Origin of the sequence: Pseudomonas khorasanensis (assembly GCF_014268505.2) — a bacterium.
Classification (GTDB): domain Bacteria; phylum Pseudomonadota; class Gammaproteobacteria; order Pseudomonadales; family Pseudomonadaceae; genus Aquipseudomonas; species Aquipseudomonas khorasanensis.
The window spans coordinates 1,308,925-1,327,093 of sequence record NZ_JABWQP020000001.1 but is presented as its reverse complement, the minus strand read 5'-3'; the positions used below and the strand labels follow the sequence as shown (position 1 = coordinate 1,327,093).

The window sequence follows — 18,169 nt, the reverse complement described above, 5'->3', positions numbered from 1 at the left end:
TCGTGCTTATTGTTGTAGGCCGGAGTCCCCCGTTACTGCCTGTCGCACTCTGGCCCGTTGGCATCTGCCGCCATTGCTGTCGGGTGAAACTTGCACAGTCTGACCGCCTCGCAGGGCTGCAAGGTTTCCTGAAGCATAATCAGCTTTTGCCAGATATCCACTCGACCACGCCGTACTTACGCTTTTACCCAGCGCTGCCGGCTCCAGGCACTCAACCAGTCGACCAGAAACACCAGCAGCAGCATTGCCAGAATCACCGTGCTGGCCTGGGCTTCCTGGAACAGACTCAAGCTGACATACAACATCTGTCCCAAGCCGCCCGCGCCGACAAAACCCAGCACGCTGGCCATGCGGATGTTGTTTTCCCAGCGATACAGGCAGTACGCAAGCAGTTGCGGAGCGAGGTTCGGCAGGGTGCCGTAGCAGAAAGCGAGGATCGGATTGCCGCCCTGCAAGCGGATCGCCTCGGCCGGTTGCGGCGGGGTGTTTTCCAGCGCTTCGGCGAACAGACGACCGAGTACGCCCGTGGTGTGCAGGGCGAGGGCGAGAGTGCCGGCATTTGGCCCGAGGCCGGCGGCAAGCACCATCAGCGCCGCCCAGACCAGCTCCGGAATCGCCCGCAAGCCGTTGAGCAGCAGGCGCGATGCACTTTGCAGCGGCCAACCGAAACGCCCGGCGGCGGGCAGCGCGAGAACGATGCCGAGCAGCGCCGCGAGCAGGGTACCCAAGGCCGACATGGCCAGAGTTTCCATCGAGCCGTGGGCGATGGCTTTCAGGTAATCGGCGCTCAGGTCAGGGCTGAGAAAACGCTGCACGTAGGCGCCCATCTGCTTGAGGCTGTTGGCGCTGCCCAGTTCACCGAGATCCAGTTCCAGATACGTGAAGGAAGCGCCCACCGCCACCGCGATGGCGACGAGCAGCAGCAGGTTGGCCACCCGCTTCATGTCAGCCTCCAGCGCAACAAACGGCTGAGTTGATCGGCGCACAGCACCAGCAGCAAAAACGTCAACAACATGCTGGCAACTTCGCCGCCGGCGAACATACGGATCGACAGGTCGATCTGTTGGCCGAGACCGCCGGCCCCGACAAAACCCATCACCACAGACGCGCGGATCGCGCACTCCCAGCGATAGACCGTGTAGGAGAGCAATTCCGCTGCGACATTTGGCAGCGTGCCGTAAGCAAATGCCGCCAGCCGACCGCTGCCGGCCTGCAACAAAGCGTGCGCCGGGCGCTGATCAGTGGATTCGAAGATCTCCGCGTAGACCTTGCCGAGCATGCCGCTGTAGGTGATGGCGATGGCCAGCACGCCCGCCGCCGGACCGAGCCCGACGGCGCGAACGAACAACAATGCCCAGACAATCTCCGGCACGCTGCGCAGGAAAATCAGCACGCCACGGATCGGCCAGCGCAGCAACCGGCCGGTCAGGCTCGGAACGCCGGCCCGTGAAGCGGCGGACAGTGACAGCGCGCGGCTGGCAAGCAGGCTCGCAGGGATCGCCAGGAGAAGGGCCAATGCCATGCCAGCCGTGGCGATCGCCAGGGTTTGCAGGGTGGCTTTAATCAGTAATTGCAGAAACGCTTGATCATGCGCGGGCGGCCAGAATGCTGACACGAAGCGACCCATTTCGCTCTGGCTGTCGGCCTGAAACAGTACGCCCGGATTCAATTCGCTGAGTTGGATGCCCGGCCACAACAGAGCAACCGCCACAACGGTGATCAGCAATCGCGGCCACGCCGCCGGATCCCGTGAATCGGTGTTCAGCATCGCGGGATCTGCACAGTCAAAGGCGCGACCGCCAGCGTAGGCGATTGCAGCTGTTCATTGGCGTACAGCGCATCAAGCTTTTCGCGGCTGACCTGATCCGAGGGGCAATCGAAGAGAATACGGCCGTCACGCAAACCGATGATCCGTGGAAAGTGCGCCAGCGCCAGATCCACGGCGTGCAGACTCGCCACCAGCGTGACGTTGTGTTCGCGAGCGTGGCGCGACAGGATCGACAGCGTGTGGCCGGCAAGCACCGGGTCCATCGCCGAGACCGGCTCGTCGGCCAGTAGTATTTCCGGCGCCTGATACAGCACCCGGGCGATACCGACGCGCTGCAATTGCCCACCGGACAACTGCTGGCAATGGGCGAACAATTTGTCGTCCAGGTCCAGCCGCGCCAGAGCCGCGCGGGCGCCAGCGATGTCCAGCGGGTGCAGCAGATTCAGCAGACTTTTGCCCAGACTCCACTGGCCCAGCTTGCCGGCGAGCACCGCCGTGACGACGCGCTGACGGGGCGGTATCGGCGGCGCTTGATGCACCAAGCCGATGCGCGCACGCAGGCGCTGACGCTGGCGGGCCGACAAATGCCAGGCACGTTCGCCAAGCACTTCGATTTCGCCGCTGCTGGGTTCCAATGCTGTCGCCAACAGATTGAGCAGGCTCGACTTGCCGGCACCGGACGGGCCGATGATCGCGACCTGTTCGCCGGCGCCAATCTGCACGTCGATACCGCGCAGGGCATCGACGTGATTGGCGTGGCGCAGGCTGGCCTGGTTGAGGCGCAGGGTCATTTCAGCAGTTCGGCGGCGCGGGCGGCTTCCTCGATGCCCTTGTAGTTCTCGGGTTTGGTTTCGATGAAACGACTGGCCGCCTGCAGATCAAGAATCTGCTTCTGCTCGGGATTGGCCGGGTCGAGGTCGAGGAACGCTTTTTTTATCTTCGCCGCGAGCGCCGGGTCGAGGGTGCCGCGCACGGTCCAGTTGTAATCGAAATAGGTTGGCGTGGTGGCGAAGACCTTGACCTTGCTGGTGTCGACCTTGCCCGCATCGACCAGTTTCTGCCAGACACTGGCGTTTAGTACGCCGGCATCGACCTTGCCAGCCTGCACCCAGGCGACAGTGGCGTCATGGGCACCGGAGTAGGCGACGCGGCTGAAATAGCCTTCAGGCTTGATGCCGTCGTTTTTCAGCATGAAATAGCGCGGCATCAGGCTGCCGGAGGTGGACGACACCGAGCCGAAGGCAAAGGTCTTGCCCTTCAGATCAGCGAGGCTTTTCACGTTCGGGTCAGCGGTGATGAATTTACTGGTGAACTGCGCATCCTGTTCGCGCTGCACCAGCGGGACCACCGGGGTGGTCGCGTCAGTCTTCAAACGTGCCTGCACAAAAGTGAAGCCGCCCAGCCAGGCCATGTCGAGGCGATCGGTGGCCAGGGCTTCAACCACGGCAGGGTAGTCGGCCACAGGCACGAATTGCACCTTCATGCCCAACTGCTTTTCCAGATAGGCACCCAGCGGTTCGAACTTGCGCAGCAGCTCCGTCGGGGCTTCGTCCGGAATCGCGCTGACCCGCAAAACATCGGCGGCTTGCGTCATCAAGGCAGAAAAAGACAGCGCCAGGCCGGCGGTGAGGGCGAGGGTACGCTTGAACATAGAATTCTCCGTTTCATAAGCGTCAATTCGAAGGGCTGCCGCTACTCGACGGCGCGCCCCGTCAGGGTAGACGAAACGGCGAGGTTATACGCATTCGCGAGAAGAATGGCCAGCCTCCATGCCGGCGCGCTGTGTCAGTTTGTGTGCGCTGCCGATCAAGGCGATTCGGGCAGTTTGGCGATGACCTTGATTTCGAAATCGAAGCCGGACAGCCAGGTCACGCCTATTGCGGTAACCGTCGGAAAAGGCGCCTCGCCCCAGAACTCCGGAACGACGTCCCAGATCGTTTCGAATGTGGAATGTGGGTCGACCATGAACACGGTGACGTCCACCACATCGTCGAAGCTGCAACCGGCCTCAGCGAGGATCGCATTGAGGTTGTTGAACGCCGTGCGCACTTGTTCGCGCAAATCCGCCTCGGGCGAACCGTCCTCCAGGCTGCCGACCTGTCCCGAGACAAACAGAAAGCCGTTGGAGCGAATCGCCGGGGAATAGCGATGACGCTCGTAAAGGGCGTGGCGGGCGGGTGGGAAAACAACGTCGCGCTTGTTCATCGGGTGTCTCCATCAGTGGGTGATGGGCTGACTGTAGGTATTTGCAGATCGGCGATAAATGCGCAAGCTTGGCGTTCACTGTTTGTGATATCCAAACAATCGAGGGGCGCGGATGGACCGGTTCGATGCGATGCAAGCCTTTGCCCGGGTGGTCGAGGCGGGGAGTTTCACCAAAGCTGCCGAAACCCTGCACATGAGCAAGACCACCGTGACGCAACTGGTGCAGCAACTGGAAGCGCGGCTAAGGGTCAGGCTGCTCAACCGCACCACACGCAAAGTCAATGTAACCGCCGATGGCGCGGCGTATTACGAGCGCGTGGTCAAGTTGCTGGCGGACCTGGACGACGCCGAAACCAGCCTGCCCGGCGCCGCTGCATTGCCTCGAGGGCGCTTGCGAATCGACGTGCCGAGCCCTTTCGCACGGCTGATCCTTGTGCCGGCCTTGCCAGCGTTTCACGCGCTCTATCCAGACATCCAGATCGACATGGGCGTCAGCGATCGGATCGTCGACATCATTGATGAGAACGTCGATTGCGTCGTGCGTGGCGGCGAGTTGGTGGACCAGTCCTTGATGGCGCGCAAGGTCGCGGATTTGCAATTGGGCGTGTTCGCCGCACCGGCTTATCTGGCTCGCGAGGGCACGCCGGGCCACCCGCGGGAACTCGAAGACTCCCACCACCGCGTGGTCGCCTTCCTTTGGGCACGCACCGGCAAACCTGTCCCATACGCTTTGCACAAGGGTGAGGAACATTTGCAGATCAAGGGTCGCCACGTGCTGGCGGTCGATGACGGCAACGCCTATCTGGCAGCGGGTCTGGCGGGGATGGGCGTGCTGTGGCTGCCCACGTACATGTCCGACGCCCACGTCGCGCGCGGCGAGCTGGTGCAGTTGTTTGAAGGCTGGCAGCTTGAGCCGATGCCGCTTTACCTCGCCTATCCACCCAATCGACATGTCAGCCGCAAGCTGCGGGTTTTCATCGATTGGGTGGTCGAGCTGATGGCGGTTTGAGTGCCGGTTGTGACGCACCGGTCACGGCCATGATTGACTCTTTCGAGGATCAAGCCAACTATCGGCGCACAACAACATGACCGATGGACCCGACCTTGATTGAACGACGTCAATTCAGCGGTGGCATGAAAGGTAAAAACCTTCGCTATCTGAATGAGCAAAATACCGATAACACCGGCGTGACCCGCACCGGATTTCTGTTACTCGAACATTTCTCCCTTCCGGCGTTCACCCAGGCCCTGGACACGGTGGTCACCACCAACCTGTTGCGCCCGGGGCTTTTCTCGTCGCGCACTTTCGGGCTGGGCGATGGCGAGGTCATCAGTGATCTGGGACTGGTCATCCGCCCCGATGCACGGCTGGATTCGGCCGCGCTTGGCACACTGGATCTGCTGGTGGTGTGTGGTGGTTATCGCACCGAATTGCGGGCCAGCGATGAATTCATTGGCCTGCTCAAGGCGGCGGCGGAGCGGGGCGTGAGTCTGGCGGGATTGTGGAACGGTTCGTGGTTTTTGGGCCGCGCCGGTTTGCTCGACGGTTATCGTTGCGCGATTCATCCGGAGCACCGTCCGGCGCTGACCGAGATCGCCAAGACGACCCATGTCAGCAGCGAGCCTTACGTGATCGACCGCGACCGGCTCACCGCGTCGAGTCCTTCGGGAGCGTTCCACATGGCGCTGGACTGGATCAAGGGTCTGCATGGCAAGGCGTTGGTCGAGGGCATCGAAGACATCCTGGCGTTCGAGGAGTCGCGCTACCGGCGGATCAAGCCGGATGAAAACATCTGCGTCAGCGCGCCGCTGCGTGAGGTGATCAAGCTGATGGACGCCAACCTCGAAGAACCACTGGAGCTGGAACAACTGGCGGTCTATGCCGGGCGCTCGCGGCGTCAGCTCGAGCGCTTGTTCAAGGAACAACTGGGCACCACGCCGCAACGCTATTACCTGGAGCTGCGCATCACCGAAGCGCGGCGCCTGCTGCAACACACCGAGCTGTCGCAGGTGGAAGTGCTGGTCGCGTGCGGTTTCGTCTCTCCAAGCCATTTCAGCAAGTGCTACAGCTCGTACTTCGGTTATCGGCCCTCGAAAGAAAAACGGCTGGTCAAATAGCCCCAGCCGTTGTCTGCTTGCATTGGGCCTGTCAGAGACGATCCGCATCAATTACGGCCTGCGCAAACGCCTTCGGAGCTTCCTGCGGCAAATTATGCCCGACCCCGCCTTCGATCAACCGGAACTGATATTTCCCGGTGAAGCGCTTGGCGTAATCCTCCGGCGCCGGATGCGGGGCGCCGTTGGCATCGCCTTCCAGCGCAATTGTCGGAACGCTAATCGATGGCGCCGTGGCGAGTTTCTGTTCCAGCGCCGCGTATTTCGCCTCGCCCTGCACCAGGCCCAGACGCCAGCGGTAGTTGAAGACGGTAATCTCGACGTGATCCGGATTCTGCAACGCCTTGGCACTGCGGTCGAAGGTGGCGTCATCGAACTTCCATTGCGGCGAAGCAAGCTCCCAGATCAGTTTGGCGAAGTCGTGGGTGTTCTTCTCATAGCCGGCGCGGCCACGCTCGGTGGCGAAATAGAACTGATACCACCACTGCAGCTCGGCTTTGGGTGGCAGCGGATTTTGCCCGGCAGCCTGATTGCCGATCAGGTAACCGCTGACCGCCACCAGTGCCTTGACGCGTTCCGGCCACAGCGCGGCGACAATGTCCGCCGAACGCGCGCCCCAGTCATAGCCACCGAGCACGGCTTGCTTGATCTTGAGCGCATCCATGAAGTCGATCACGTCGCTTGCCAGCGCGGCCGGCTGGCCGTTGCGCAGCGTGTCTTTGGAGAGAAACTGCGTATCGCCGTAACCGCGCGCATAGGGCATCAGCACGCGATAACCCTTGGCGGCGAGCAATGGCGCGACGTCGTTGTAGCTGTGAATGTCATAGGGCCAACCGTGCAGCAGGATCACCACCGGGCCATCGGCGGGGCCGGTTTCGGCATAAGCCACGTCAAGGACGCCAGCCTTTATGTGTTTCAGCGGGCCGAAAGGTGAGGGCGCGGAATAGCTGACAGCAGCCGGTTCGGCGGTCTGCGCTTGAGCGCTGCCCACGGCGCCGAACAGTGACAGCGCCAGCATCGACAAGCCGAGCGCGCGGGTGATTTTTGAAGTGTGCAGAGCCTTGTTCATGCTGACGTCTCCTGTGCGAACCCGTGACCAAGGGCGTGACTGAACCCCTGAAACCTCGGGTGCATTGAAGCGTAGTGAGGTATCCGCTCTGTGTCGCAGGAAGCCGTTTTTGCAATGGGTTGTATTGCGGCGGGGCGCGTACACAGTGTGATACACAGCGTCCAAACGTCGGCGCGTCAGAGCGATTTCAGGCGTAAATAATAAGTGGCTGTTTTAAAACAAAAAATATTTCATCTCGGGCTTCCCAAACGAAACGAATATTGATAAATTGCGCCCCGTTCTCACAGCGATCCTCACGGAGCCGCTGGTAAGAGCTACAGGGGCGTCGCCAAGCGGTAAGGCAGCAGGTTTTGATCCTGCCATGCGTTGGTTCGAATCCAGCCGCCCCTGCCATCTACGAAAAAAACGCCAACTTCGCAAGAAGTTGGCGTTTTTTTATGCCTGCGATTTGCTGGCGGGAAGCGCAGCAGGCCTGCGCGATGCCGAAGCACCGCGCAGGCCGTCCACTCAGTGCGGCGCGCGCGGAATGGTTTTCATCAGGTCTTCAGGGCTGATGTGACCCACCACACTGCCTGGTTGCGGCAGGTTGAGGATGTGGCCCTTCATCTTGCCGATGATGTGCATTTCGCACGGCTTGCAATCGAACTTCAGCGTCAGCACTTCATCGCCATGAATCAACTGCATCGGGGCGACCTTGGTGCGCACGCCGGTCACGCCTTTGGCCTGTTTCGGGCACAGGTTGAAGGAGAAGCGCAGGCAGTGCTTGGTGATCATCACCGGTACTTCGCCTGGCTCTTCGTGGGCTTCGTACGCCGCGTCGATCAGCTTGACGCCGTGACGGTGGTAAAAGTCGCGCGCCTTCTGGTTGTAGACGTTGGCGAGGAAGGTCAGGTGCGAATCCGGGTATACCGGCGGCGGTGTGGTTTCGGCCTTGCGGCTGCCCCGCGGATGAGCCGCGACGCGGGCGGCGGTCAGCGCTTCGATCACTTCGCGGCGCAGGGATTTGAGCTGCGAGTTGGGGATGAAGAACGCTTGCGGCGCATCGAGCTTGACGTCGGTGGCGTGGTATTGCGTGGTGCCGAGCTGGCCCAGCAGGTCGCGCAACTGTTCCAGCGCCTGCTCCGGCTTGTTGGCGACGCCGAACGGCCCGTTGAGGGTGACGCTGGCGCTGATGCCTTCTTCGCTCGTTGCGGTGATTTGCAGCTGTTCTTCGCGCAGACGAGCGACCCAGCTCAGGGCGACACGACGTTCCGAAGAAGTCTTCTGCAGCGCCTGCTGCCAATTGTGATCGAGGTTGCGATTCAACGGGTGGCTTGGGCGCAGCTTGAACAGTCCTTCGGGCATTTCGTTCGGCTCGACGCGGTAGCGGTAGCGCTTTTCGCCGTCTTCTTCGAACTCGCCTTTGGCTTCGGCGATGTTGGCGCGGAAACCGACCACTTCACGCTTGACCAGCACGTTCAAGCCGTCACCGTTGGACAGCGGCTCGTGGGTCACGACCTGCATGTCACGCTTGCCGACTTTTTCCACGGTACCGACCGGCAGGCCGGTGAAGGTCGGCGAATCGAAGGCGCCGATGTCGATCTTGCGATCGGTCACGAAATAATCGGTGCTGCCACGGTGGAAGGTTTTTTCCGGGTCGGGCAGGAAGAAATGCACGGTGCGGCCGCTGGAAGCGCGGGCCAGGTCCGGGCGGTCTTCGAGCACGTCGTCGAGGCGCTGGCGGTAATAGGCCGTGATGTTTTTCACATAGCCCATGTCCTTGTAGCGACCTTCGATCTTGAACGAACGCACCCCAGCTTCGACCAGGGCGCGGATGTTGGCGCTCTGGTTGTTGTCTTTCATCGACAGCAGGTGTTTTTCGTAGGCAATCACGCCACCCTTTTCATCTTTGAGGGTGTACGGCAAGCGACACGCCTGGGAGCAATCGCCGCGGTTGGCGCTGCGCCCGGTCTGCGCGTGGGAAATGTTGCACTGGCCGGAGAAAGCCACGCACAACGCGCCGTGGATGAAAAACTCGACAGCTGCGTCGGTTTCGTCTGCGATGGCGCGGATTTCCTGCAGGTTCAGCTCGCGTGCCAGCACCAACTGCGAGAAACCGGCCTGATCGAGAAATTTGGCCCGTTCCAGCGTGCGGATGTCGGTCTGCGTCGAGGCGTGCAGTTCGATGGGCGGGATGTCCAGCTCCATCACGCCCAGATCCTGAACGATCAGCGCATCGACACCAGCGTCGTACAACTGATGGATCAGCTTGCGTGCCGGCTCCAGTTCGTTGTCGTGCAGGATGGTGTTGATGGTGGTGAAAATGCGCGCGTGGTAGCGGCGGGCGAATTCGACCAGTTCGGCGATTTCGCTGACTTCGTTACAGGCATTGTGGCGCGCGCCGAAGCTCGGGCCGCCGATGTACACGGCGTCAGCGCCATGCAGAATGGCCTCGCGGGCGATGGCAACATCGCGGGCAGGGCTGAGCAATTCGAGGTGATGCTTGGGCAAGGACATAGTTTTTTTAGTCAGGCGGTCACGGTCAAGGCGCGCATTCTACCCCTGAAACGCACGGCGGGCACGCATGTGCTGCCCGATGGTGCTGGTCGTTCCAGGGCGAAAGCGGTGTGTCATCCCGATTAGCCGAGATGACACCCCGCCGGTTCAATCAGGCCTTTGCCGCCATCGCTGTCACTTCCACGCGCATTCCCTCAACAGCAAGCGACGCTACGCCGACTGCCGCGCGCACCGGCCAGGGCTTGGCGAAGAAAAGTTTGTAGACTTCGTTGAATGCGGCCCGATCGCCCATATCCGTGAGGTAGATGGTCAGGTGCATGACGCGGTCCATCGAACTGCCGGCGCGTTCCAGCGCGACTTTCAGCGCTTGCAGCGTGCATTCGCTCTGCTCGGTAATGCCGCCAAGTTCCAGGCTGCCATCGGCGCGGGTTGGAATCTGCGTCGAGACCATGATCCCGCCGAAAGTGGCAACGTCGGAAGAAATCGAATCGGTATCCGGATCGGGCGTAAAGGTTATGTCTTGATTGGTCATGCACATCTCTTGTTTGAATGAATGAAGATCGCGCCAGTTTACAGATTCGCTCGCGCGATGGCCCGCGCGCGTTCAGACGGGCTGTGTCGCCGCTTCCGCCGCAATCGCTGAAAGCACTGCGGGCCGGGCACCGATGCGCTGCATATAGCTATCAAGTGCCGGCCAGTCGGCGATGTCGATATTGAACGTCGGCAGCCACGACAGCACGGTGAATAGATAGGCATCGGCGACACCGAAGCTGCCCATCAGATAATCCTGATCTGCCAACGCGCCACTCAGGTAATCCAGTCGTTTGCACAGTTTCTGACGGAAAATCGTTTTGACCGTTTCCGGAATCTGCGCGTCGAACAGCGGCGCACTGGCGCCATGGATCTCCGAACTGATGAAGTTCAGGTGTTCCTGCAAACGTACCCGTTCCCATGTGCCCGCTGAGGGTGCCAATGCATTCCCCGGCGCTTGATCCGCCAGAAACTGCAGAATCGCTGGTGCTTCGGTCAGCACTTCCCCGTTGTCCAGCAACAGCGCGGCCACGTAGCCCTTGGGGTTGATGTGGCGAAAGTCATGGCCGTCAGCTGTGCGCTTGGTTTGGTTGTTGACCCTGATCAGCTCGAACGGTAGACCGAGCTCTCGCAAAACAATATGCGGCGAGAGCGAACAGGTCATGGGCGCGAAATACAGTTTCATGGGCTTTCCTTGCATAGGGGGAGTGCCACGATCCTACTGCAGAGAGCCTTTCGCAAAGGTCATTTGCGGTGCTAGCGTATGACAAATTCTCATGTGAGTGGCGGCCCTTTGACAAGCAGACTTCCATCCCTCAACGGCTTGCGTGCCTTCGAGGCGGCCGCACGGCATATGAGCTTTACTCTGGCTGCTGCAGAGCTCAACGTCACGCAAACAGCGATCAGTCATCAAATCCGTCGACTGGAGGCCGAGCTGGGTGTGACATTGTTCCTGCGGCTCAAGGATGGCTTGGCACTTAGCGATGAAGGTCAGACATATCTGCCGGGCATTCGCTCGGCGTTTCAAGCGCTGCGCCATTCGACGCAACAATTATTCGAATCACGCGCAAACAGCGTACTGACCATCAGCACCCTGGTCTCCGTCGCGTCGAAGTGGTTGTTGCCGCGCCTGCCGGGCTTTCAGCAGGCGTTCCCCGAGATAGACGTGCGCATCAGCGCGAGTACCGGGCTCGTGGATTTTCGCCAGGGCGGCATTGATGCAGCGATTCGTTATGGGCGTGGTGAGTGGAAAGGCCTGCGAGCGGATTTTCTGATGGCCGATGAGATTTTTCCTGTGTGCAGTCCGGCATTGGCGAAGACATTGAGTGCGCCGGCGCAGCTGACCCATCACACCCTCGTTCAAGTCAGCGGCCTGACCGCCAATGACTGGCACGCTTGGCTGACCGCTGCCGGTCAGCCCACGGAATTGGCCACTGGCCCGAAGCTGACCTTTGATCTCGCCATGATGGCTGTGCAGGCGGCGATTGACGGGCAGGGCGTCTGCATCGGGCGCTCGACCTACGTTAACGATGATCTGCGGGCAGGACGGTTGGTGGCGCCCTTCGATCTTCGTTTGCGCGATGAAATGGGTTTCTACCTGGTGACGCCCGATGAGTCCGCTGATTCGAAAAAACTCAGCGCCTTCAGAGCGTGGCTCTCAGAGGCAGCCCGCAACACGTTTGTATAAGCGTGTATCAACGCTCGGCGGGTACACACGCAAACATCAAATCGAGGTTTCAAGACACATCCTCCGTACATGTCCTGCTCAAAGTAGAGGCCACTACACCACTACGTTTGAGAGGATCTCACCATGTACCGTCCATTGTTTCTGGCTACCGCTGTTGTATTCGCTTCGCTGACGGGGCTTGCCCAGGCGGCCGATGGGAACGCCACGAGCTGGCAAAAAGGTTTGAGTCGCACCGACCTGCTTCGGCAGGATCTCGGCGCGGCGGACCGCGAAGTGATTCAGGCACGTATCGACTTCGACGCTGGCGTCAGTGCGCCTCGGCACGCGCATCCTGGGGTGGAAGTCGCCTACGTCATCAGCGGCACCTTTGAATACCGGCTCGAAGGGCAGGCGCCGGTGACGCTCAAGGCAGGCGATTCACTGTTCATCCCGGCAGGTGTCGCGCATGAGGCCAAAAACATCGGCAACGAAAAGGCGTCGGAACTGGCGACCTATATCGTCCCCAAAGGCGAGCCGCTGCTGATTCTCAAGCCGTGACAGGTGGCGCGCCGCTACTGTGAGCGCTGCCTGGTCATTGCACGCTTGATGCGCATCCAGTCCTGAAACGCCGCCGTTCTCTTGGCGTCGGCCTGGGCTTTTGCTTCGGTGAAGCGAGCCCAGGCTTCAGGGTTGTCCGTGTCATGATCGATGATTTTGTACGCTGCTTCGTCCAGCAGATCCGCTTCGCGAAACAGGGCGGCGTTGCGCGCCATTTCGTCGTCCCAGGAGTGCCCAAAACTGAATTTCAATGTTTGCTCAATCATTCTGCTTGATCCTCTTCCCAGACGAGCGGCGGGGATTCTCGCCATTGCACATCAGTCACACCAAACCGTTCTGCCATCGGTTTTGAAAAGCGTTTCAACGCGGGTCGGCCAGGGCGGGGAATGGGCGCCACCCCCGCGTCACAGCTTGCCCAGTGCCAGGCTTGGGCATTGTCCATGGTTTTCGTTCGGATGATGAATGACCTGGGCTTTCCGTGAAGCCGGTAATCGATCACGTACAAGTCCGCTGCACTCATACAATCCTCCGCACGCTTATGAATGAAGGATGTCGGGTGCGTTGAATAATTCAGAGAATTTGCCACGGTCGGGATGATCGGTGGATGAGGCTTTAGGGAAAGTTGTACGGCTGTTTCACTGCGTACAAGTTCGCCGGCTGCGCACGCTTGTTGGTGTAACCGAACGGTGTGAGTACTGATGATTTCGGGAAGAGGGAAAACGCGCCAGCGACGACGCGTTTTCAGTCAGGCATAGATGCACGAGCAGACGAAACCGGCATGTATTTCAGTGTCTTCAACGGCCGTGATCAGGCCCGTGTGCAACGCTTCTTCCGGATTGAGAATGCGCGGAGCGGCGGTCAGGTAAGTTTCAGTTTCCAGCCTGTTTTTGCCGGACGTCGTCCGCTCTGCGACGACTTTGGCGTAGAGGTGCAAGTCGTAATCCAGGCTCATGGCATATTCCGACATGCGTGAGTGGTCGACGGAACCCTGTAAATGCCAGTGGAAGGGGTGGAACAGAAACTTGCTGTGAGTGCAGGCGGTCCGGCGTTCGCCGGCCAGAAAAACGATATTACCCATCGACTCCACCGTTCCCAGATTGTGCGTGTGCACGGGGATGGGCAAAGCCATGAGAAAGTTGTACATCGTGAAGCCGTAACTGCATTCACCGCCCATGGTGGCGATGTTTACGATCAGGCGGGGAGCATCTTCCTTGACGGCGAGTGAGGCTTTCTCGATCAATTGGCCACATGTGGAGGCGGTGATCGGACCGGTAAAGTTAATAACATGTACGGGCATGGCGATTCCCTCGGCGGGTCAGAACTCCTGAGCTAAAGCTGTGATTGAACGGATTGGAAAGTGGGCAGGGGAGACAAGCTCCCCCGCACCCGGCACATCAGCTGTTGCGCCCGCCACCATGGCTGTTTTGACCACCTTTGCGTCCGGCCTCAGAGGCTTTTTCCCGATCATTGGCGAAGTTGCCGCCGCTGTTCTGGCCGCCTTTGCTTCCGGCTTCTGCTGCGCGTTCAGGGTCGTTCTTGAAATTTCCTCCGCTGTTCTGACCACCTTTGCTCCCGGCTTCAGCGGCACGTTCAGGATCGTTCTTGAAGTTGCCGCCGCTGTTCTGGCCACCCTTGCTGCCGATTTCCTGATAGAACTCTTTGTCGTGCGACGCCGAAGTGGCTTCACCGCCTTTTTTGCCGGCTTCGTTAACTGACATGCCGCCTTGTTTATCTTGTGCCATTTTCAAACTTCCTCATTTCTGTATGGATGTCAGGCGAATTAAAGATGCACTGACTTCGTGCCGTCGTTAATCGTCAAACCCATAAAGTTACTTGGTGACGTTTGCTGTTCTGGTTTTACTTGCTTTCGAAAGAACGCAAGTTCTCAGTCAAGAAGAGCGCTCATAGATCGGTAATGTGTCCGGTGCCCTGGAGTTCTCGGCGTTAACGGTCAGTTCCCGGCGTTCATAACATTCGCGCTGAACGCCATCTCTGTATTGCGGAGTCGTTTGACGTCTTTCCATACAGGGCGGTACGGACGGAGTCTCTGATTTCGTCGAGTGCGAACTGCGCGCTCCTTCGGGATACACTTCTGCTCCCTTGTTACGTTGCACTTCGCATCGTGCGAATTCGGTTACCGTTCTCATGATTGCGCTCCATCAGCTGATGTCAAAGGGCAGCGAGGCTGCCCTTGTGCTGCTCACTCAGGACTTGCGACCGCCACCGTGGCTGTTCTGGCCACCTTTGCGGCCAGCCTCGGAGGCTTTTTCACGGTCATTGGCGAAGTTGCCGCCAGAAGCCTGGCCGCCTTTTTTACCCGCCTCAGATGCCTTTTCACGATCGTTGGCGAAGTTACCCGGATTTTTATTTCCTGTAGTCATGATAGCTCTCCGATATCAATAAACGTTTCGCTAGTTATGTCCGTTGTCGCACCGGACATCTACTCCGATTACGAGCCGGAGAGAAATGTTTTGAGAATTTTTAATCAGGCCGATGAACGGTAGTGGGCTGCTGAAACTTATACAGAGACCGGCTGTTGCTGCCGCTTCGTATAACTTTCGGAGGAATTGGATTGATAGTAAGAAGTGCAAAAAGTCGCCAGCGCTTCGCTTCGCTTAATTGACCATCTATCGGCGAGGAGTTGATCCGAAACTGGGGCGATCTAAAGTGTTGGAACGAGTTTCGACAAATGTGCCGAGGATAAAACATGACAAAACATAACAGTGATCATTCTTTCGCGGACGACCCGCAGAAAATCAAGGATGCCGGTAAAAAAGGCGGGAATCCGGTCAACCTGAAGGTAGACCGGGCGGAGAAAGCAAGGGTCGGTGGACAACATAGCCACGGTCAGGAGCGCACCGGCAAGGGGAGTTAAAGATTCAGATCATCTGTGACTGCTTCCCTCTGTGCCGAGCACAGAGGGGGCAGACGCGCGGTCATGGCTCAGATCAACGGGAAGTCGGATCACGGGTTATCTGAACCGTGGCAGCGGCCGGTCTATCGGCTTGAGCGTCGACAGCGTGTTGCGGATCAACGGGGCGTCTTTTTCGATGTCGTTCAGACGATCTCGAATGCGCAATGCCGTAGGGTGCCCGCCCTGGTGATCAACCCAGTCGGCAATCTCTTTGCAAGCAGCCGCGAGACGCGCCTGCCGCGCATCGAGCAAGGTGAGCAGGGTGGTGATGGACTCTTTCTCGGACATGAAACACCTCCGTTCAATGAAACCACTGAGTCGCAACAAAAAGCCCGCGTGTTGCGAGCCTTTCGCCGTCGGGATGCTGCTCCCTCAGCTGGTTTCAGTATAGACCCGCCGTCGCCGGGCATCAGCCAGAGTGTTGGCGGGCCGGTGGTTGCGAACTGACTGCGTTGAGACGTTGACATTCGCGCTCAGCCTGCACTTGCTCGTCATAGCCGTCGCCGTCACTGCAGTTGATTCGTTTCAGATCAACTATAGAAGCCCTGTGCAATCGTGCAAAAAATACACAGCTCAGCTCGTCGGCAAGTCCGTTTGTAGGCGCGGGCCATCAGGTGTCGCGGTAATCCAAACAATCCATGGCCTGACAGGGGCCGGCAATCAAGGTGCCTCGGTCACTTCGCTCATGCGTTCGAGGAACATCGCCAATGCCACTTCCTCGGCGCGCAGGCCTTTTCGCACGCGCGTGCGGGGCAATTCGGCAAGGGCGCCGAGCATGAAATGTTCGACGACTGCCGGATGGATGTAGCACTTTCGGCACACCGCCGGGGTATTGCCCAACTGTTTGGCAACGTTTTTCACCATATCGACCACGTGCCGTTTGGCCTCCGATTCCGACTCATACTGCAGCTCTCGCAAAGCCGACAAGGCCAGTGCGCTGCCGGCCCAGGTGCGGTAATCCTTGGCCGTGAAGTCGGCACCGGTGAGCGTTTGCAGGTAAGCATTGACGTCGGATGAGGTGACGGTGTGCCGTACGCCGTTTTCATCGAGGTACTGAAACAGGTTCTGCCCGGGAATCTCCAGGCAGCGCTTGACGATCCGCGCCAGGCGTCGATCCTTGACGGTGATCTGGTGCTCGATGCCACTCTTGCCACGAAACTGGAACAGGATCGCGCTGCCGTTGACCTCGACATGGCGGCTGCGCAAGGTGGTCAGGCCATAGGAGCGGTTGTCCCGCGCGTATTGCGTATTGCCGACGCGGATCAGCGTGGCGTCGAGCAAGGTGATCACCGTGGCCATGACCTTGTCTCGGCTGAATCCTGGCGCGTCCAGCTGCGCTTCGAGCTTGCGCCGCAGCTTTGGCAGGGCCAGGCCGAATTCGCGCAGACGCGAATATTTGTCGGCGTCGCGCACTTCTCGCCAGCGCGCGTGATAACGGTATTGCTTGCGCCCGCGCGCATCGCGGCCAGTGGCTTGCAGATGACCGCAGGGATCGGCGCAGATCCACACGTCGGTGTAGGCCGGCGGCACCGCCAGGGCATTGATGCGTTTGATTTCGTCCGGGTCAGTGATGCGCTGACCCGACGGCTCGAAATAGACGAACTTGCCGCGCAGTTTTTTCCGGGTGATACCAGGCTGAGTGTCATCGACGTAATGCAGGTCGGCGGGCAGGGCATCTGTCAGCACGGTATCGGGCATGGCGGCTTCCTTCGTGGCGGTGTTCTGTAACTGGATTGACCGCAGGCATTGGCCGTCGTGCCGAATGATTTACGCCAGGACCGCCACCGCCTTGATCTGCGCCCAGAGCCGCTGGCCCGGATACACGCCCAGTTGGTCACGGGAAAACCGCGTTATCCGCGCCAGCAGCGGAGTGCCACCGGCGTCGAGGCGGATCAGCACATGGGCGATATTGTCGGCCGCCTGTTCGCTGACGACCGTGACGGGCAGCCGATTGAGGATGCTGCTGGCCGCATCGTTGGTCAGCGCCAGGCTGATGTCCCGCGCATGCACCTTGCAGCGCAAGGCCTTGCCCACGGCCAATGGTGCATGCGTCACGCGAATGCTCATTTCGGTGGCCGGCAATTGCAGGCTGAGCAATTGATAGGCAGCGTCGTAGGCGCTGACCTGGCCTTCGATGATCACACCCGCGTCGTCGCCCATCGCCAGAGGCAGATCCAGACGCGCCAGGGTCTCGCCGATCGGGCCGCTGGCCAGGGCTTTGCCGTCACTGAGCAACACCAGATGATCGGCCAGGCGCGCCACTTCATCCTGCGCGTGGCTGACATACAGCACCGGGATATCCAATTCATCATGCAGGCGTTGCAGGTACGGCAGGATTTCGCTTTTGCGGCGGCTGTCGAGTGCCGCCAGTGGTTCGTCCATCAGCAGCAGTTTCGGGCTGGTCAGCAGGGCGCGGGCGATGCCGACGCGCTGGCGTTCGCCACCGGAGAGATGCTGCGGATGACGCTCAAGCAAATGCCCGATGCCGAGCAGTTCGCTGGCGTGGGTCATGTCGACGCGGCGTTGGGATCTGGCGATGCGTTTGAGACCAAACTCCAGGTTGGCCAGCACCGACAAGTGCGGGAACAGGCTGGCTTCCTGGAACACATAACCGAGCGCACGCGTATGCGGCGGCACGAAGATGCCGTTGGCGCTGTCCTGCCACACTTCGTCATTGATCTGGACGAAGCCTTCTTTCGCACGCTCAAGCCCGGCGATGCAGCGCAGGCATGTGGTTTTGCCGGAGCCGGAATCTCCATAGAGCGCGGTAACGCCCCGGCCCGGCACATGCAGATCGACATCCAGATCGAACCCTGGCCAGGCAAGTTTCAGACGTACATCGATCAT

The 18,169-nt window shown here is 59.8% G+C and carries 22 protein-coding genes and 1 tRNA gene; 6 read left to right on the top strand and 17 right to left on the bottom strand.

The genetic code is table 11. The features are described 5' to 3' along the window. Positions 1-176 precede the first annotated feature (176 nt). The 5 genes from phnE to HU727_RS06025 form a co-directional block, all read right to left on the bottom strand. Entirely contained in the window at positions 177-944 is a 768-nt protein-coding gene (phnE, locus tag HU727_RS06045) for a phosphonate ABC transporter, permease protein PhnE (protein WP_186529159.1), read from the bottom strand. Continuing rightward, the gene (locus HU727_RS06040) at positions 941-1,768 is read right to left on the bottom strand and encodes a PhnE/PtxC family ABC transporter permease (protein WP_186529158.1); all 828 of its coding nucleotides are present in this window, start codon (positions 1,766-1,768) and stop codon (positions 941-943) included. Before HU727_RS06040 ends, phnE begins: the two co-directional genes overlap by 4 nt. Beyond that, the gene (locus HU727_RS06035; protein WP_186529155.1) at positions 1,762-2,559 is read right to left on the bottom strand and encodes a phosphonate ABC transporter ATP-binding protein; all 798 of its coding nucleotides are present in this window, start codon (positions 2,557-2,559) and stop codon (positions 1,762-1,764) included. The genes HU727_RS06040 and HU727_RS06035 overlap by 7 nt, the downstream gene beginning before the upstream one ends. After that, on the bottom strand, positions 2,556-3,419 hold the full coding sequence (locus tag HU727_RS06030; RefSeq protein WP_186529148.1) for a putative selenate ABC transporter substrate-binding protein: 864 nt from the start codon (positions 3,417-3,419) through the stop codon (positions 2,556-2,558). The genes HU727_RS06035 and HU727_RS06030 overlap by 4 nt, the downstream gene beginning before the upstream one ends. 155 nt (positions 3,420-3,574) lie before the next feature. Next, positions 3,575-3,973: a RidA family protein gene (locus tag HU727_RS06025; RefSeq protein ID WP_186529146.1), complete on the bottom strand. Its 399-nt coding sequence runs from the start codon at positions 3,971-3,973 to the stop codon at positions 3,575-3,577. Between the two features lie 112 nt (positions 3,974-4,085). Between HU727_RS06025 and HU727_RS06020 the strand changes: the two genes are divergently transcribed. Together HU727_RS06020 and HU727_RS06015 are read left to right on the top strand one after the other, a co-directional pair. Then, the gene (locus HU727_RS06020) at positions 4,086-4,982 is read left to right on the top strand and encodes a LysR family transcriptional regulator (protein ID WP_186529145.1); all 897 of its coding nucleotides are present in this window, start codon (positions 4,086-4,088) and stop codon (positions 4,980-4,982) included. Between the two features lie 83 nt (positions 4,983-5,065). Beyond that, the gene (locus HU727_RS06015) at positions 5,066-6,091 is read left to right on the top strand and encodes a GlxA family transcriptional regulator (protein ID WP_186529143.1); all 1,026 of its coding nucleotides are present in this window, start codon (positions 5,066-5,068) and stop codon (positions 6,089-6,091) included. A gap of 31 nt (positions 6,092-6,122) precedes the next feature. Here HU727_RS06015 and HU727_RS06010 read toward each other — a convergent pair whose 3' ends face one another. Beyond that, a complete protein-coding gene (locus HU727_RS06010; protein WP_186529141.1) occupies positions 6,123-7,157 on the bottom strand; it encodes an alpha/beta fold hydrolase in 1,035 nt (344 codons plus the stop codon). Between the two features lie 318 nt (positions 7,158-7,475). Here HU727_RS06010 and HU727_RS06005 point away from each other — a divergent pair. Then, positions 7,476-7,550 (top strand) — tRNA-Gln (locus HU727_RS06005). Positions 7,551-7,664: 114 nt separating this feature from the next. On the opposite strand, the gene HU727_RS06000 is transcribed toward HU727_RS06005, so the two are convergent. From HU727_RS06000 to gstA, 3 genes are all read right to left on the bottom strand, one after another. Beyond that, on the bottom strand, positions 7,665-9,653 hold the full coding sequence (locus tag HU727_RS06000; RefSeq protein WP_186529139.1) for a peptidase U32 family protein: 1,989 nt from the start codon (positions 9,651-9,653) through the stop codon (positions 7,665-7,667). Positions 9,654-9,804: 151 nt separating this feature from the next. Continuing rightward, positions 9,805-10,185, bottom strand: a complete 381-nt coding sequence (locus HU727_RS05995; RefSeq protein WP_186529136.1) for a RidA family protein — start codon at positions 10,183-10,185, stop codon at positions 9,805-9,807. A 72-nt stretch (positions 10,186-10,257) separates the two neighbouring features. Then, positions 10,258-10,869, bottom strand: coding sequence for a glutathione transferase GstA (gene gstA / locus HU727_RS05990; RefSeq protein ID WP_186529134.1), 612 nt, complete (start codon positions 10,867-10,869; stop codon positions 10,258-10,260). 108 nt (positions 10,870-10,977) lie between these two features. On the opposite strand from gstA, the gene HU727_RS05985 reads away from it, so the two are divergent. Both HU727_RS05985 and HU727_RS05980 read left to right on the top strand, forming a co-directional pair. Then, positions 10,978-11,871, top strand: a complete 894-nt coding sequence (locus tag HU727_RS05985; protein ID WP_186529309.1) for a transcriptional regulator GcvA — start codon at positions 10,978-10,980, stop codon at positions 11,869-11,871. A 123-nt stretch (positions 11,872-11,994) separates the two neighbouring features. Then, positions 11,995-12,408, top strand: a complete 414-nt coding sequence (locus tag HU727_RS05980) for a cupin domain-containing protein (RefSeq protein ID WP_186529132.1) — start codon at positions 11,995-11,997, stop codon at positions 12,406-12,408. A 14-nt stretch (positions 12,409-12,422) separates the two neighbouring features. On the opposite strand, the gene HU727_RS05975 is transcribed toward HU727_RS05980, so the two are convergent. The 5 genes from HU727_RS05975 to HU727_RS05955 form a co-directional block, all read right to left on the bottom strand. Continuing rightward, complete coding sequence (locus HU727_RS05975) at positions 12,423-12,674, bottom strand: hypothetical protein (protein ID WP_186529130.1); 252 nt, start codon at positions 12,672-12,674, stop codon at positions 12,423-12,425. Then, positions 12,671-12,928, bottom strand: a complete 258-nt coding sequence (locus HU727_RS05970; protein ID WP_186529128.1) for a DUF6555 family protein — start codon at positions 12,926-12,928, stop codon at positions 12,671-12,673. Before HU727_RS05970 ends, HU727_RS05975 begins: the two co-directional genes overlap by 4 nt. A 225-nt stretch (positions 12,929-13,153) precedes the next feature. Beyond that, entirely contained in the window at positions 13,154-13,705 is a 552-nt protein-coding gene (locus HU727_RS05965; protein ID WP_186529121.1) for an ATP-dependent Clp protease proteolytic subunit, read from the bottom strand. A 97-nt stretch (positions 13,706-13,802) separates the two neighbouring features. Beyond that, positions 13,803-14,150 (bottom strand): con-10 family general stress protein, encoded by a 348-nt coding sequence (locus HU727_RS05960; RefSeq protein ID WP_029241506.1) that lies wholly within the window; start codon positions 14,148-14,150, stop codon positions 13,803-13,805. A gap of 462 nt (positions 14,151-14,612) precedes the next feature. Further along, positions 14,613-14,789 (bottom strand): con-10 family general stress protein, encoded by a 177-nt coding sequence (locus HU727_RS05955; RefSeq protein ID WP_039764047.1) that lies wholly within the window; start codon positions 14,787-14,789, stop codon positions 14,613-14,615. A 326-nt stretch (positions 14,790-15,115) separates the two neighbouring features. Between HU727_RS05955 and HU727_RS05950 the strand changes: the two genes are divergently transcribed. Further along, on the top strand, positions 15,116-15,283 hold the full coding sequence (locus HU727_RS05950; protein ID WP_186529113.1) for a general stress protein: 168 nt from the start codon (positions 15,116-15,118) through the stop codon (positions 15,281-15,283). Positions 15,284-15,379: 96 nt separating this feature from the next. Here HU727_RS05950 and HU727_RS05945 read toward each other — a convergent pair whose 3' ends face one another. From HU727_RS05945 to modC, 3 genes are all read right to left on the bottom strand, one after another. Next, positions 15,380-15,610 carry a hypothetical protein gene (locus tag HU727_RS05945; protein WP_186529111.1) on the bottom strand — a complete coding sequence of 77 codons (231 nt, stop codon included), beginning with the start codon at positions 15,608-15,610 and terminating at the stop codon, positions 15,380-15,382. A gap of 372 nt (positions 15,611-15,982) precedes the next feature. Then, complete coding sequence (locus HU727_RS05940; RefSeq protein ID WP_186529109.1) at positions 15,983-17,020, bottom strand: DNA topoisomerase IB; 1,038 nt, start codon at positions 17,018-17,020, stop codon at positions 15,983-15,985. 69 nt (positions 17,021-17,089) lie between these two features. After that, positions 17,090-18,169, bottom strand: coding sequence for a molybdenum ABC transporter ATP-binding protein (modC, locus tag HU727_RS05935; protein ID WP_186529107.1), 1,080 nt, complete (start codon positions 18,167-18,169; stop codon positions 17,090-17,092).